Annotated in this window: 15 protein-coding genes and 1 other RNA gene; 4 read left to right on the top strand and 12 right to left on the bottom strand. The window is 49.5% G+C overall.

What is annotated here, in order from left to right; genetic code table 11:
- Positions 1-159 precede the first annotated feature (159 nt).
- On the top strand, positions 160-1,512 hold the full coding sequence (locus AB1656_12020) for a hypothetical protein (protein ID MEW6236104.1): 1,353 nt from the start codon (positions 160-162) through the stop codon (positions 1,510-1,512).
- Positions 1,513-1,801: 289 nt separating this feature from the next.
- Here the strand turns inward: AB1656_12020 and AB1656_12015 are convergent, their stop codons facing one another.
- The gene (locus AB1656_12015) at positions 1,802-3,079 is read right to left on the bottom strand and encodes a Gfo/Idh/MocA family oxidoreductase (protein ID MEW6236103.1); all 1,278 of its coding nucleotides are present in this window, start codon (positions 3,077-3,079) and stop codon (positions 1,802-1,804) included.
- Positions 3,080-3,290: 211 nt separating this feature from the next.
- On the opposite strand from AB1656_12015, the gene AB1656_12010 reads away from it, so the two are divergent.
- Together AB1656_12010 and AB1656_12005 are read left to right on the top strand one after the other, a co-directional pair.
- Positions 3,291-4,403: an AAA family ATPase gene (locus AB1656_12010; protein MEW6236102.1), complete on the top strand. Its 1,113-nt coding sequence runs from the start codon at positions 3,291-3,293 to the stop codon at positions 4,401-4,403.
- The gene (locus tag AB1656_12005; protein ID MEW6236101.1) at positions 4,400-5,086 is read left to right on the top strand and encodes a DUF4276 family protein; all 687 of its coding nucleotides are present in this window, start codon (positions 4,400-4,402) and stop codon (positions 5,084-5,086) included. Before AB1656_12010 ends, AB1656_12005 begins: the two co-directional genes overlap by 4 nt.
- A 21-nt stretch (positions 5,087-5,107) precedes the next feature.
- On the opposite strand, the gene pseH is transcribed toward AB1656_12005, so the two are convergent.
- The 3 genes from pseH to AB1656_11990 form a co-directional block, all read right to left on the bottom strand.
- Positions 5,108-5,626, bottom strand: a complete 519-nt coding sequence (gene pseH, locus AB1656_12000; protein ID MEW6236100.1) for a UDP-4-amino-4,6-dideoxy-N-acetyl-beta-L-altrosamine N-acetyltransferase — start codon at positions 5,624-5,626, stop codon at positions 5,108-5,110.
- A complete protein-coding gene (locus tag AB1656_11995; protein MEW6236099.1) occupies positions 5,623-5,886 on the bottom strand; it encodes a hypothetical protein in 264 nt (87 codons plus the stop codon). Before AB1656_11995 ends, pseH begins: the two co-directional genes overlap by 4 nt.
- 71 nt (positions 5,887-5,957) lie before the next feature.
- A complete protein-coding gene (locus tag AB1656_11990; GenBank protein ID MEW6236098.1) occupies positions 5,958-7,130 on the bottom strand; it encodes a DegT/DnrJ/EryC1/StrS aminotransferase family protein in 1,173 nt (390 codons plus the stop codon).
- A 203-nt stretch (positions 7,131-7,333) separates the two neighbouring features.
- Here AB1656_11990 and AB1656_11985 point away from each other — a divergent pair, with 203 nt between their 5' ends.
- Positions 7,334-8,086, top strand: a complete 753-nt coding sequence (locus AB1656_11985; protein MEW6236097.1) for a class I SAM-dependent methyltransferase — start codon at positions 7,334-7,336, stop codon at positions 8,084-8,086.
- A 79-nt stretch (positions 8,087-8,165) separates the two neighbouring features.
- Here the strand turns inward: AB1656_11985 and rnpB are convergent.
- The 8 genes from rnpB to AB1656_11945 all read right to left on the bottom strand — a co-directional run bounded on the left by rnpB (position 8,166) and on the right by AB1656_11945 (position 14,856).
- Positions 8,166-8,527: RNase P RNA component class A (gene rnpB, locus AB1656_11980), an RNA gene on the bottom strand.
- Positions 8,528-8,604: 77 nt separating this feature from the next.
- Positions 8,605-9,510 carry a flavodoxin-dependent (E)-4-hydroxy-3-methylbut-2-enyl-diphosphate synthase gene (locus AB1656_11975; protein ID MEW6236096.1) on the bottom strand — a complete coding sequence of 302 codons (906 nt, stop codon included), beginning with the start codon at positions 9,508-9,510 and terminating at the stop codon, positions 8,605-8,607.
- A complete protein-coding gene (locus tag AB1656_11970; protein MEW6236095.1) occupies positions 9,507-11,345 on the bottom strand; it encodes an O-antigen ligase family protein in 1,839 nt (612 codons plus the stop codon). Before AB1656_11970 ends, AB1656_11975 begins: the two co-directional genes overlap by 4 nt.
- A gap of 23 nt (positions 11,346-11,368) precedes the next feature.
- Complete coding sequence (locus tag AB1656_11965; protein MEW6236094.1) at positions 11,369-12,040, bottom strand: hypothetical protein; 672 nt, start codon at positions 12,038-12,040, stop codon at positions 11,369-11,371.
- Between the two features lie 9 nt (positions 12,041-12,049).
- Entirely contained in the window at positions 12,050-12,556 is a 507-nt protein-coding gene (locus tag AB1656_11960) for a hypothetical protein (GenBank protein ID MEW6236093.1), read from the bottom strand.
- 97 nt (positions 12,557-12,653) lie between these two features.
- Positions 12,654-13,982, bottom strand: coding sequence for a hypothetical protein (locus AB1656_11955; protein MEW6236092.1), 1,329 nt, complete (start codon positions 13,980-13,982; stop codon positions 12,654-12,656).
- Positions 13,983-14,164: 182 nt separating this feature from the next.
- On the bottom strand, positions 14,165-14,533 hold the full coding sequence (locus AB1656_11950; GenBank protein ID MEW6236091.1) for a type II toxin-antitoxin system VapC family toxin: 369 nt from the start codon (positions 14,531-14,533) through the stop codon (positions 14,165-14,167).
- A gap of 80 nt (positions 14,534-14,613) precedes the next feature.
- Positions 14,614-14,856: a hypothetical protein gene (locus tag AB1656_11945; protein MEW6236090.1), complete on the bottom strand. Its 243-nt coding sequence runs from the start codon at positions 14,854-14,856 to the stop codon at positions 14,614-14,616.
- Positions 14,857-14,956: the final 100 nt, after the last annotated feature.

Here is a 14,956-nt window from a genome sequence, read left to right as displayed (position 1 = left end):
TGGTGTAGGCCGCTCCGCATGATGGCGGCGGGAGTCGATCTTGACGCCCTTGCAGTATCTTGGAATTAGCCGTTCGATTCAAGGCGCCGCGAAGTTGGTTTATTCGAGGAAAGACATATGGTATCATTATTATAATTTATTCTACGCGAGGATGCGGCCATGAGAAGAAAACGGAGGATTGCGATGCAGATAAAAGGATTTCTTTGGGGAACGATAGCGTTCTTTATGATAGGGCAGACTATCGCCTTGGCCGAAGAGAAAAAATCCGATCTTCTCTTCGATATTGTGGATGCGGGCGAATCGAAAGAGTTTGGGATGCCGATTTCCCCATGGAAAACCATAACGCTGGACCCGGAATATTCCGGCGATTGGGTAGTAACCGGCGATGTGGACGGCGACGGCCAGGCCGACATCGTCAGCGCCCGTAACGTCAATAATGACGACGTTCATTATACCAGCGCCGTCTCCGCGCAGCGTCTCGACGGAAGCGTCATTTGGCGTTGGGGCGATCCCCAAGTCGGCCGCAAGAACTTGCATCACGACGTCGCTTGTCAAATCTACGATTGGGACGGCGATGGGCGCAATGAGGTCGTCGTCTTGGGAGACAAACAACTGATCGAGTTGGATGGCGCGACGGGTAAAGAGAAGCGCAGGCTTCCCATCCCGCCGGAAGCGAGCGACTCGCTCGTCTTCGCCAATCTTTCCGGCGGCCCCCGCGCCACGGATTTTTTAGTGAAAACCCGCTACACGCAGATTTGGGCGTACAACCGCGAGGGAAAACTTCTATGGACGGTCCGCGAACCCGGCGGCTATCGCACGTCTCATCAAGCGCGCCCCATCGACCTCGACGGCGACGGCTTGGATGAGATCGCGGCGGGATACGCCATGCTGAACCACAATGGAACCGTGCGCTGGGTATTCCAATCAAAGCAAGCCGATCTATCGCGGGGTCATCTCGACGCCATCCGCGTTTTGCGTGCGGGCAAAACGCCGAAAGACGCCCGCCTGGCGCTAACGTGCTGCGGCGCCAACAATATCACCCTCATCGACGGCGAGGGCAATCCACTATGGGAAATTTCCGGCTATCATTTCGAATCCATACAAATCGGCGACGCTTTCCCAGCATTGGCGGGGACGAATATATTGGTGGATATCGATCATCAACCCAAAGGAAAAAGCCCCTTGTGGATTTTGGGCGAAAACGGCGAACGCTTGGGCCAAATCGTTACCGATTATAGCCGCCATCACGAATGGATCGATTGGACGGGAGACGACGCCTGCGAAATCGCCAACGCCTACAATCATGCGCTCTACAATAACCAAGGCAAGAGAATCGCAACTTTCTCTCTCGACGGTCCGGGAGGCTATCTATTGCTTGGCGATATGACGGGAGACGGCCTCGGCGACGCGGCCATCACGGCGGAGAACAGAGTACATATTTTTAAAAACGAAAAAAAGAAGCCCGCGGACGCCTCCAGTCTGGGATGCGGCGTCAACTTTACTTTATATTGATAGTTTTTATGAAGCCGTTGCAGGAACGGCGACGCCTATGTCTTAATACTGTATTCGTCCAAAGAATATTTAGGGGGATAGAGGCGGATGCGTGCGCTAATCCGCTCTCATGCAAGATATAAATCAAACAATATCTCATGGTTCCCGATATGCTGGAGATGACTCTTCTCCATATCAAAGGAATGTCTCAATCGAGTGAAATCGGAATAAGACCAATCATGCGTTTATATCTCCGCCGCCAGGCGATGCCTTTCGGCTTCGCATGGCGGCGATTGTTTTATCCTCTTCTTCAATCCATGATTTCCTGACGTTCGCGGTCGAAGAAGACTGCGCGGCGTCCCCGCAGGGCGGCGATGCCCATTTGCATGGCGATTTGCACTTTTGCGCCCAGTTCGATGTTCGCCTTGGGCTGGGTGCGGTTGCGGCAGCAATCAAGAAATGTCGTCCAAAATTCCGTAAAGCGCTCGCCGAAATCGGCGGGGATGCGCTGCTCCTTAATGGACGAACCTTCCGTGGGGCGAATCACGATGTCGTTCTCTTCAAAGGTGAGCGTTCCGTCCCAGCCGCGCAAAATAGGCCGTAGAGCAGTTCCTTGAGCGGAATAATCGTTGCCTTGGGTTCCCGTCACCAACACAGTCAGGCCGCCCGCATAGTCGATAATCATGTTGCAGGTGTCGGGCACTTCGCGCTCTTCGTAGCGGTGCTTGCCGCCGGTGCAGACGACGCATTCGGGATAGTCCAGATCGAGCATGTAGGCCACCGGCGTGAAGGGATGAGGATAGAGGTCCGTCGCCGGGCCGCCCGCGTAATCCCAATACATGCGCCAACGGAATACGCGGCTGACGTCGAATTCGCGGCGGGGGCTGTCGCCGAGGAAGCGCTCCCAATCCAGGTCCGGCCCCGGTTTGGCGTTGGGATCGTCGATGGGCATTCCCCGCTCACCCCAATCGCCGACGCGGTAGTAGCCGGTTTCAGCCATAATCGGTTTGCCGATGGCGCCGTCCGCGATCAGTTGCTTCGCCTTGGCGTAGGCGGGATTGGACATCCATTGCGTACCCACCTGGATGAGCCGCTTCGTTTCTTTCGCCGTGGCGACTAAGCGCTTGGGCAGTTCGGTCTGCCGCCAATGGCAAAGGGGTTTTTCGCAGTAGACGTCCTTGCCCGCGTTCATGGCGTCGAGAGCGTGATAGCCATGCCAATGATCCGGCCCCGCCGCCACGACGACATCGACGTTGCTAAAGGAAAGGAGTTCCTCATGGCGCATGGTTCCCTGGCCGTTCGTTGCCGCTTTCGCCTTTTCCAGACGGGGGCGATAGATGTCGCAGACGGCGGTGATGGCGACGTTGGCGCCGCTCTCTATCAATTTCAGGATGGTATGGATATGGGCGTAGGACCGTCCGCCGCAGCCGATTACGCCGATGTTGATCTTATCGTTCGCGCCCAACACCCGCCGGGCGGAAGCGGCCGTGAAAACCGCCGCCATCGTTCGATGAAAGCCGCGCCGGGTGATCGTAGGTTTGTTTTTGCTTTCGTTCATGGGAGTTGAATTTTTTCTATCCTTCGTCATGGCGATCTTTCCCTTTCCTCTCCGAAATTGCTCCGGCCTCGCGTCGAAGCCGAGGACCGATTCCAGACTACCGGAATGCGCGGGAAAAATCAAAGCCGGAGAAGAGGAATGTATGGCGAAGACGAGTACTATTTTAAGATTCCGATTTCATTTATTATTGAATGAGATGAGCAGGATGCGGCGTATGTAGTGATTTAAAAGGGATATGAAGATGCTGACAAAAATGGAAATTCACGGTTTCAAATCGATACGCAAGTTGGACGAATTACAATTGCGCAATCTTAATATATTGATCGGCCCCAACGGCGCGGGAAAATCCAACCTTATCGCTTTTTTTAGAATGCTGAACTGGATGACGGGTTCGTTTGGCAATCTGCAAACGTTTATAGGCAAATCCGGCGGCGCCGATGCGCTGCTTCATGACGGTTCGGCCAAAACGCAGCATATCAAAGCCTCGTTGTCATTCGAAACAACCGCTGGGATTAATGAATACGATTTTAGTCTTAGCCATGCCGCGAAAGATACTTTGATTTTTGTGGATGAAAAATACCGTTTTTCTCGACATGAATACCCGTCAAAAAGAGAATGGTCGTCACTCGATTCGGGACATAAAGAAGCGCGCATTATTGAAAGAATCGATAAAACGGCGGAAGTGATTCTTGGACTGATGAAGAATTGCGTCGTCCATCAATTCCATAATACGTCCGAGACAGCAAGAATTCGCAACCGCTGGAATGTGGAAGATAATGTTTTTTTAAAGGAAGATGGCGGCAACTTGGCGCCGTTTCTTTATCGTCTTCGCGAAAACGAACAACCTTGTTATAGGAGAATCGTAGAAACGATTCGTCTCATTATTCCTTTTTTTGACGATTTCGTTTTGATCCCCGATTATGGATCAATTTTATTGCAATGGCGAGAAATAAATTCCGACTTGATTTTTAGCCCTAGTCTAGCTTCCGATGGGACTTTACGGATTATGGCGTTAATTTCCTTGCTGCTCCAACCATATAAATTGATACCAAATAAGACAATACCGACTGTTATCATTTTGGACGAACCAGAACTTGGACTTCATCCGGCGGCGATCAATGTGATTGCGGGTTTGTTGAAAAGCGTTTCCGTTAATCATCAAGTCATCGTCGCCACTCAATCGGTTACTTTCGTCGATCAATTCGATCCGGAGGATATTATTGTTGTGGATCGCATCGGACGGGAATCGACTTTCAAGCGTCTTGACGCCCAACAGCTGAACGAATGGCTCGAAGAATATTCCATTGGGGAATTGTGGGAGAAAAACGTCATCGGCGGGAGACCTGCGTTATGATCCGTCTGCACATCATCGCCGAAGGACAAACGGAAGAGACGTTCGTAAATTTCGTTTTAGTCAATTATCTTGGGCATTTTGGCGTCGTTGCGGATGCGCGCTGCGTAGAAACAAGCCGAAAGAGAAGGCGTATTTATCGGGGAGGTTTATTGGATTATCCGCGAGCTAAGAGAGATATCTTGCGATGGATGAATGACGATCAAAACGATGACGCCCTTTTTACAACGATGTTCGATCTATATGCGCTTCCGCCAGATTTTCCCGGCTATAAAGAAGCCAAGAAAAACTTCGATCCTTATCGGCGAGTTGAGCAGATGGAAGAAGCGATGGGAGAGGATATATCATCCCAGCGATTCATTCCTTACATTCAATTGCATGAATTCGAAGCCTTGATTCTTGCCGATCCAAGGCAATTCGAGGCTCAATTTCCCAATCGAATCAAAGCAATTAAAGAGATTGGAAATCAATGCGCCTCTTTTTCCTCTCCCGAATTAATCGATGATGGAAATAATACGGCGCCTTCAAAACGGATTATTCAACTCTTGCCAGAATATTACGGCATGAAAGCATCCGCCGGTCCTTTGATTGCCCAAAAAATCGGGCTGCCGCTCATTCGGGAAAAATGTCCCCATTTCCATAGTTGGTTAACGAAGATCGAATCCCTCTCCAAGGCGAACATATAGCGAAAACACGTTTCGTAAAATTTAAAAGTGAAATTCATTTTCCAAGATGGACATTACGAGGATGTCGTGAAAGGCGTTTTGGGTGAAGTAGGCTTCGCGCAGCCGGCCTTCGGTTTTAAAGCCGATCTTTTCGTACATCTTGATCGCTTTGTCGTTGAAATCGAAGACTTGGAGGTAAATACGATGCAGATTCAATTCATAAAATCCGAAACGGATTAGGGTAAGGAAGGCGTCTTTGCCGTAGCCTTTGCCTTGTTGGGCGGGATCGAGGTAGAGGCCGATTTCGGCTTGGCGGTTTTTATGATCGAGGTTTTTCAGGATCGTATAACCTACCGGCTGGTTTTCTTTGTTTTCAATGATAAAAACGCGATAGGCGGGATTGGCTTCGTAGGATTCGTACCAACGCCGCTGGCTGTGTTCCGAAACGGGAATATCGGAGCATTGGTATTTCAACAGATCGGGATGGTTGCGCCATCGCCGCAAAAGTTCGACGTCCCTGTCTTCCAAAGCGCGCAAAATAGTTTTTTCGCCGATCATCATTTCGTTATCTCTCTTTTTTCCAAAGAGGATTGGGAGGAGGCGCCGGATAGTTTTTTCAAGATTTCCAGGAGCATCCATTTTACTTCAAAAAGTTGCGCGTGCAGCCGCTGGTAGCGGCGATCGTTAATTATTTGCATTTCGAAGGCTTCGTAAAGGTTTTGTTCCGTTTTATCCGCCGTTTCGATGGCCGAGAGCAGTGAACGCAGCAATTCCGGATCGCGGCGAAGAACGCAGGAGGAAGAGAAAGGCGATTCGTTCATATTGGCGTTTTCCGGTTTGTAAAAAAGGTGGGCTATGCTTCGCTTTTAGCCCACCCTACTTTTAAAGGCATTCAAGGTTCGAAAGAGAGAACGGCTTCGATAACGCGCGATATCTCGGCGTCAGTCATATCGGGAAACATGGGGAGGCTTAATACCTTTTTCCATACCTCTTCCGCTATGGGGCAATGGGATTCCTGCGCGGCGTAATAGGGATGCAAATGAATGGGATAGTAATGAACGCCAGGCGCAATGCCGCCGCGTTTCAAATGGGCGATCAGTTCGTCGCGGCGGGAAATTTTGATGGGATAGATGTGCCAGGAGGAGTGGACATGGGGATATTCCACTGGCGTTTCGATCCAGGAATGGCATTCGAAAGCGCGGTTGTAGAGTTCCATGATGCGGCGGCGCTTGCGGTTGTTTTCCTTCAAGCGGCGCAATTGCACTAGTCCGATGGCGGCAGAGATGTCGTGCATATGATATTTGAAGCCCAATTCGTCAACCCAGTATTGCCAGGCGTACACTTCGCCGTGGGAGGTGCGGGCGTAGGTGTCCTTGGAGATGCCCATCCAGCGCATTTCGCGTAGAATGCGCGCCCATTCTGAATTATTAGTAAAGACGGCGCCGCCTTCGCCGCAAGTGAGATTCTTGACGGCGTGGAATGAGAAGCAGGTGAGAGGCGAGATGGCGCCGATGGCTTTTCCCTTGTAACTTGCGCCGCAGGCGTGGGCTGCGTCTTCGATGAGCGTTATTGGTTTACCCGCGGTCAATTCGCGCAGGGCGTCCATGTCGCAGGGATGGCCGCCGTAATGGACGGGGATGATGGCCTTGGTTTTGTCCGTGATTTTTCGGCGAACGTCCTCGACGCTGATGCAGAGCGTATCTTTATCCACGTCGGCGAAAACGACCTTAGCCCCGGCGTAACGGACGGCGTGGGCGGTAGAGACGAAGGTAATCGTAGGGACAATCACTTCGTCATCCGGCTGAAGATCGAGCAAGAGGACGGCGAGATGCAACGCCGCCGTGCCCGAGTTGAGCGCGATGACGTGACCGGCTTCAAATTCCGCCGCCAAAGCGTTTTCGAATTCTTCCGTCACTGGTCCCAGCCCCAGCCAACCGGATCGCATGACGTCGGCGACGGCGCGGATTTCCTCTTCCGTAATGGAAGGTCGGAAAACGGGAATCGTATTGGCGGGATGGGCGGACTTGGCCATAAGTTCGGGTTCAACCAGGGCTAGATTAACCATTATATACCTATTAACCTTTTCCTAAAATTGTCGATCGATATCCATGACTTTCGTTGGAAAGTTATTCATTTTTCATTATCGGCCAATACGTGAGCCGATTTACCCAAATTCGTAAATTCTCTAAATCGGAGGATTTATCAAATTGAGAAAACGGATCAAACCTTATCGGCGGGATGCGTTTGGATCGATGAAACGAGAAAATTGTGCGAACGGATTATTACGCGGATTATTATGAATTCGAAAATAACAATTGGTGGTTCGTCAGCCGAAGAAAAATCTTATCCGCCTTATTGCGGAAATTTTTGCCGCCGGAAAATAGCCGCCGCGAAATTCTGGACGCCGGATGCGGAACGGGAATCAATCTTTCGCTGTTGAAGGAATTTGGAAACGTCACCGGCGTGGATTATTCTGAAGAGGCGATTCGATTTTGCCGCCAGCGGCAGGAAGAGAACGCGCGGCAAGCCCGATTAGAAGCATTGCCTTTCGCCGATGCTTCTTTCGATCTGGTGACGGCCTTAGATGTGTTGGAGCATATCGAAGAGGACGAAGCGGCGTTGCGAGAAATCGCGCGCGTTTGCAAACCGCAGGGATATGTTTTGATCACTGTGCCGGTATTTCCTTCCTTGTGGGGGGAGCATGACGAGATCAATCATCATGTGCGGCGCTATGAAACGCGGCGGATTCTTACCATGCTGGAAGGGAATCGATTTGAGGTCGAGCATCAGTCTTACATGAATTGTTGGCTGTTGCCCGCCGCTATTCTTTGGCGATGGTGGGGAAGATTGCGCCGCTGGTTCGTCAAAACTCAAAATCGAATAGCCCGAGCTGACAACATGCATCATCACCCCATATTAAACCGTCTCCTCACCCTGATTTATCTGAGCGAAAAGCCATTCATTCTTAGTTTCGGTTTGCCTATAGGGCTATCGTTGATTGTGTTGGCGCGGAAAAAGTAGAAGAGCCATCCTGGCTCTTTCCTTCTCCATTCAAGAGGCTGGAAGCCTCTTCTACTCTTTGTTTTCTTAGGGGCGGCAGAAAAAGGGGGGAGGTATAAGCCGGATTCTGTCGCGGGCGATCATTACTCTAGGACCGTCATTGCTGACGGCCTCCAGCTGCCTACCCAAGAGTTTCCCGCTATGACGCGGGGCGGAGCGAGCCGCTCCTCCTCTCCTATTTGACATTGCTCCGGACGGGGCTTGCCATGCCGGTCCGGTCGCCCGGAACCGCGGTAGGCTCTTACCCTGCCTTTTCACCCTTACCCGACGAAGCGGGCGGTATGTTTTCTGTGGCGCTTTCCGTAGGGTTTCCCCTCCTGGGCGTTACCCAGCGTCCTGCTCTGTGGAGTCCGGACTTTCCTCGAACGGAATAAATCCGCTCGCGATCGCCTCCTCCCCCCTTTTCTTCATAGTATAGATCGTTTTTTTATCCGAAATAATCAATCACTGATTTTTAGGAATTCGTTCTCATTGGATATTTATGAAAACGGATGGCGCGGCAGGCCGAGGTAGTGGAGAAGCAGATGGCCGACGATTACCTCCAGACGAGAATCTTCCGTAAGGGAGATGCGGATCGTATCGCCGATTCCCAACTGCAAAAGCGAACCGATTCCCGCCCATGAATTAACGACGGCGGCGCGTCCGCAGCCCGCTTCCGTCACGCCGAGATGAAGCGGGTAGTCGTTCTTTTGGGCGAACAGGCGATAAGCGTCAATGGTCCAGCGGGCGTCGTTGGCTTTGAGCGAAACCACGATGCCGCGCACGCCTTCCTCAGCCATGAGCTGGACGGATTGGGCAGCGCTGATGGCCAGGGCTTCGGCGGAATGATCGCCGTATTGCTCTCGCAGACTTTTATCGAGCGAACCGGCGTTGACCCCAACGCGCATGGGCTTGCCCCGGTCGATGGCTTCGCGGGCCAGCTTTTTTAGCAATTTTGGATCGCGGATGTTGCCGGGATTGATGCGCAGTTTATCTACGCCCGCTTCCAACGCCGCGATGGCCATCGGAGGCCGGAAATGGATGTCGGCGACAATGGGGATAGGGGAATTCTTGACGATGCGCTCCAGATTATCGGCGGATTCTTCGTCGGGAATGCTGACGCGGTTGATGTCGCTATGAAAAGGCGCCAAGGCGCAGGCATCTTCCCAGCAATGCAAGTCCTGCAAGATATTCTGTTCGCGGTCGGGAAGGTCGCGGGGATCGATGCGGTTGGAGGCTTCAATTTCGCGCATAACGGCGCCGTAATCCGTGGTGGGGACTTTGACCATCGTTTGCACGGCGATGGGAGCGCCGCCGCCGATGGGAACGCCGCGAACCAGCACTTGGCGGGTTTGGCGGCGGGGATGAGTTATTGGATTTATTGCATTTAACGTCTGTGCGGTCATGACGGATATCGCGCTTCTATCTCTTTTTGGATGGCCTCGGCTTTTTGCTTTTCTTGCGCCGCTTGCTCCGGCTGGCCGAGGAGGCGGTAAAAATCCGCCATGATTTCATAATACTTGGGCCGGGCGGGAAACAAACGCTGCGCAATTTCGATTTCGCGCAGCGCTTGCTCGGAATATCCTAGCGCAAAGAGAGCTGCAGCGTAATCGGAACGGATCAAAGCGCGGCGCGGCGCCCAGCGGACGGCGGTTTTTATATAGGATAATCGGCGCAATTGGGCGTCTCGTTCGGGGATTTCCGCCCAAATCAGGCTTAGACTGCGCCAGGAATCGGCGTCCGTCCGATCAAACAGAACAGCGCGTTCATAAGCCTGTTGGGCGGCGGCGGGCTGATGGTCGACAACCAGATAATACCCTTTGTCGCGGTCGATCTCGTTGAAATAACGGCAGAATCCCCAAAACGTCCACGACAACGCCAGAACCGCGCAGAATCCAATCCCCATCCAGCGCAGTGAGCGCTCCGGCGGCGGCGCTGCAATAGAATTGCGAGAAGCCAAACCCAAAAAAAAGACGGGAGCAATCCAGAATTCCATAAGATTATTGTGAAAATCCAACAGAGAGAGAAAAACGAGCGTCCCAAAGCAACCGGCGGCGGAGAAGATGACGGCGCGTTCATGCGGATAGTTTTGCCAAGCGCGGCGCAAGTATCGGATCACGGCGAAAAGTAGCCATGAGACAAGGAAAAAACCGATGGCGCCGCCCTCGACGCCCGCTTCCAACAGGAAATTATGTACATAACGGGATTCGCGGTCACCGGGACGTATAAAGGAACAGTAGTAAGATTCGAATCCTTCCGGCCCCACGCCCAGCCAGGGATTTTGCTTGATAATCGCCAAAGCGCCGCGATAGAAATCCATCCGCGCTTCCACCGTCGATATCGTCAATAGCCGTCCACCGAAAAGCGACGGCGGCGGCGAGGGGATAATTCCCTGCGCCATGAACCATCCCAGCAATCCCGCCGCGACGATCCCCGCAAGACATAATCCGCCAGCGATCCAAGCCCAACGCATGAGCCGGGGACCGTAACCTCGCTCGATCAATTCATAAAGAAAAACGAAAAGCATCGCCGCGAGCAAAGCCAGCAGCCCGCTGCGGGAATAGGTTCGGTAAAGACAAATCAAGATGGGAAGCGCCATCACGGGCAGCAAGCGGCGCGGCCAGGCGGCGCGCTCTTCTTTCCAAAGGAACCAGAACGGCCAGAGCGAGAGCGCAAGATACCCCGCCAGGTGATTGGGATTGCCGAAGCGCCCCAAAGCGCGGTTGGCTTCCAGCGAGACGATGAGTTCCTTGCGCATAGCGTCGTCATAGAGAGCGTTTTCTTTCATAACGTCGATAAATTCGCCGAAGCCCGTCCATTGCAAATAAAGCCCATGCAAAGCGGCGAGAACGCCGCCCAACGCGAGACAAAGACAAAGCCAGCGCCGCGAAGCATTCGTTATGGGAATCAGACGCATCAGGACGAACAACATCCACACCGTTAATAAAACCATGCACTTGCCTTTGGCGCGATACAAGTCAGGCGTTTGCATCAATTCCAAGAACAGCCAAGCCAATCCCGCAAGAGCAGGGATCGATATAGGGAATAGCAGAATTCGAGCCATCGCCGAAACCAATCCCAACCGGCAGAAAGCAACGACAATCAAAAGATCAATGACGGAACGAAAGAAATAGGCGAACTGGGGAGTGGACAATTGAGGAAAAAGCGGCGCGAACAGAAAGAGGATGGCTAACAAGACGGTTATGAATTTAAGATCGCGGGGGGGGAAGGATGGTGGCATGAGATTCATTAACTCAAATTATTTTATCGTACTTGCAAAGTCTTTATCCATAAGGCAAGCGAAATAATAAAAGCGAGAGGATTGGGATTTCCTATGGCAAGGCGCAAATCATCCGCTAAATCGCCATCACGGATGCTCGATGGATTATTTTGGATTGATTTATTCGAATTAAAATGAAGATGAGATGGCGAGTGGGATGGATTAAAACCTAATTCATCGAACCAACCTTTGAGCCAAAATTCTTGCGGCTTTTCTCTGAAGTAATTGCAATCCCACTCCCAACGAATATTATCGATATTTTTATCATTTTGAGGTAAATTCGAAACTCTAAGATAGGCTTGACGTACTTCCAACCATGGAATGGTTTTCGCGAAAGGCATTATTAATGATAAGGGTTGAACTTTGGATAAATCGCTATCGAAGGGACGAACGATAAATAACATTCGGATTTCGCCGGATCGATGGAAGCGGATTGGATACTCCGCTTTGACGGCGCGCGATTTATTTCCGAAGAATAGCTCGCTTGCTTCTTTTTTATTGACTCCTGCCGCAACCGCTAACCATCTTTTATTATCTTTTGTAATGTCTTCCGCTTCGAATAACCTGCCATCGGAATCGGGACGATCAAAAATATTCGCCTCTTTCAAACATTTCAAAAATAAATTTTGAATTTCCTTAAAAGGTAAACTATTCATAGCAAGAATCTATGCGTCAATAGGAGGATGTTGTTTTATCCAAAATTCAATTTCTTTCTTGGAAGGGAGTTCTCCTGGTAGTTTTATGAGAATATCATGAAGTTCTTTCGGTAAATTTATTTTGATATTTTGGGCGGTTTCTTTATTCCAGAGCGATAACATAGAAGCGGAATCCTGATTTTTCGAACCGAAAAAGGACGCTAAATCGGGCGCCTCTCTTTGAAAGTCCATAAAATCGGCGTGACGAATCACTAAGAGGGTTCCAGGGGAAGAGGCTATTTGGCTCCGCCATCCATTCAACCATGGTCCGATCATTTTACTTGTCGCTTGTTGAATAAAGAATATCAAAAGGTCTTTTCTTGCAGGCAGCAGGGATTCGTCTGTCTCCCCATCGATTTCTTGCGGCGGTTGTTTTATCTCGAATAAGCTTCTAAGTTTTGAAATGGATTCATTTGTAGAAGTAAGCAGCAAGGGATAAACCGGCTGGTCTTTCAGGACGGAAAGAATGACGATCAAAGCTCGATAGAGATCGTCTTGATCGCTCCAAAGCAGGACATGAACGCCGCGATTTTCTAACAGGATGGATTGGGCGAATTGTTCGGCGGTAGACATATTATATTGCGCTTTTCATCGGATTCATCCGATAGCGTTCCAGCATTTTTTGAGCCAATGGATGAACACGTAAGGGTTGCACTCCCTCTTTAGCTTCCAATACCAGCAGCCCAATCGGGGATCGCAAAAGATACGCCGATTGATTTAATCCGATTTTATTTTGCGTAATCTGATCCAATAAATCCATTTGAGTTGGACCATAATCCTGATACGCTCTTTCCGCATTGTATATAATTGCCTGCGCATCGGAAGTTTCAATTCTTTTATGCCCTGACAAATGCGCTTCTTTACTGGCTTCTATCAAAAACTGGACGAAGGAACGAGGTATTCCCCCGCTATAATGAGCCAGTAATCTTAAACTATCCGTCGTGATGAGCGTATACAATCCGCAACTCTTGAGTATATCATGATAAATGGAAGGAATGTCGCTCTCATCCAATTCGGGAATCTCTAGCGGATAAATCATCAACGGCCTTCCCCAATACGATTCGACGGAATGGCGCATCTCTCCCAGCGTATATTCATAAGGCGCCGTCATGATGATGGAGGCTTCAATTCGTTGCCAATGCGGAATAGATTCTTTTAAAACTTCGCTAGCGGCTGTTGAATCACGGATTTTATCTACATGATCGACAATTAAAACAGGTGGACGTTCATACCATGCATTCTTTATCCATATTAGTAATTTATTTAATAAATTTACTAAAGAGTCAGGAACTAATCCGAATTGTTCCGAACGTTGAGAAACAGCTTCATGCTGAGAGGCTTTCCCTAATATAAGAGCTAATGCTTGTCCCTTTTCTTCAAGAAATACAGGAAAATCCATGTTTCCAAAACGAAAAATTGCTGTTGCGTCATCTTCAATGATCTCACCTTTTAGCCAATCGATTAATCTTTTCAATATTTCATCCCGTAACTGAAGATATTCTTTTTTGTCCCTTTGTGGTAGATCAGCTTTATTACGTAAATTTCGTGTTGCCCCCCAACAATCTCTTAAAATTGTAAGAAAAACTCCTGTTGCGCCGCATCGTTCCGGATGTTCATCTTTTTCTAAATTACAGAAAATCCAATAACCAGTTTTTTTTATTCCACCGTGGTTATGAAAAAAGTGTAATAATTCGGTAGACTTCCCAACCCCAATTTGTCCTGTAACAAGCACCCGCGCTTTTCCCTGACGGCTTTCTAGTTCGAGATTCAATCTGCGCAAAAAATCGCCGCCTCGTTCCTGACGCGCCGTTTCTCCATCTTTCAGTCCTAGCCCCGCAGGTTTTTCCGCGTTCAGATGGCCTAGAATAGTCCGTAAATCTTGCATATTCGTAAGAGAAGCCATTGGAAATCCTCTTAATATTTATGCCCTTCGTGTTTCATTTCCGATCTCTTTACGATTCTCTTTTAAAATGATGATAAATGATCCTTATGCGTATTTAATGGGAATATTTTTTGAGTTGCTTGAATAGCTTCATTGCAATTTAATAATACTTTTTTTCTTGATTAATGAACCCATAATTAATCTTATAAAACTGGATATTCAATCCATGCGATAATGTTGCGATAAGGACTATTCCTCACCCGATCATACAATTCTCTATCGGCCGTGATTAGGAAAGATCGTTGAGATTCCGCGGCGGCCAAATAGAGACAATCGTAGGGCGAGTGGTTAATTTCAGTGGAAATTTGATTCGCTCTAGGGATAAGTTGATCTGTGGAATGAAATATATCGATGCAATCGAGAACTGTCATCTGAACCTCGCGTGCTTCTTTATCGGAGAGTTCGCCCTTGCGGCGCTTTCTAAGAAGGAAATTGGAAAATTCCAAGAGCAGAAAATAAGGCGCGCTCACCGTATAATCGCCAGAGAGAAGACGATCCGCCTCCTCATTCATTTCTTCTTCAAAGAACCATTTTATAACGACGCAAGCATCGACGATTATGAGCATAATCTCAATATGGATTTGGCTAATCTTTAGGATGTTTTCTCGTAGATTTCCCGTTTAATCTGAACTCCGCTTGTATGAGTCCGTCCAGCGGTGCGGCGGCGAATGGCGCGCGTTTTCGCAAGAGCGTTTTCTTTTGATTTGGAAGCGAAAAGATGGTTATTTAAAATATTTTTCGCCTCTTCCTCTATCGAGACTCCATGCGATGAAGCGGTTTGGTTTAAACGATCCAGAATACTTTCGTCCACGTCGTGAAGCACCAATTCACTCATGGAATAAACTCCTTTATTATCGTCTTCACTCTAAAGAATAGCAGAATATCAGTTGATTGGTAAAGGAACTATGGCGCGATAATCGTTTCTCGTCGAAATT

The organism is Candidatus Omnitrophota bacterium (assembly GCA_040755155.1).
Lineage (GTDB): Bacteria > Hinthialibacterota > Hinthialibacteria > Hinthialibacterales > Hinthialibacteraceae > JBFMBP01.
Note: the sequence above shows the minus strand (reverse complement) of the source record. Positions and strands in the feature narration are given on the sequence as shown.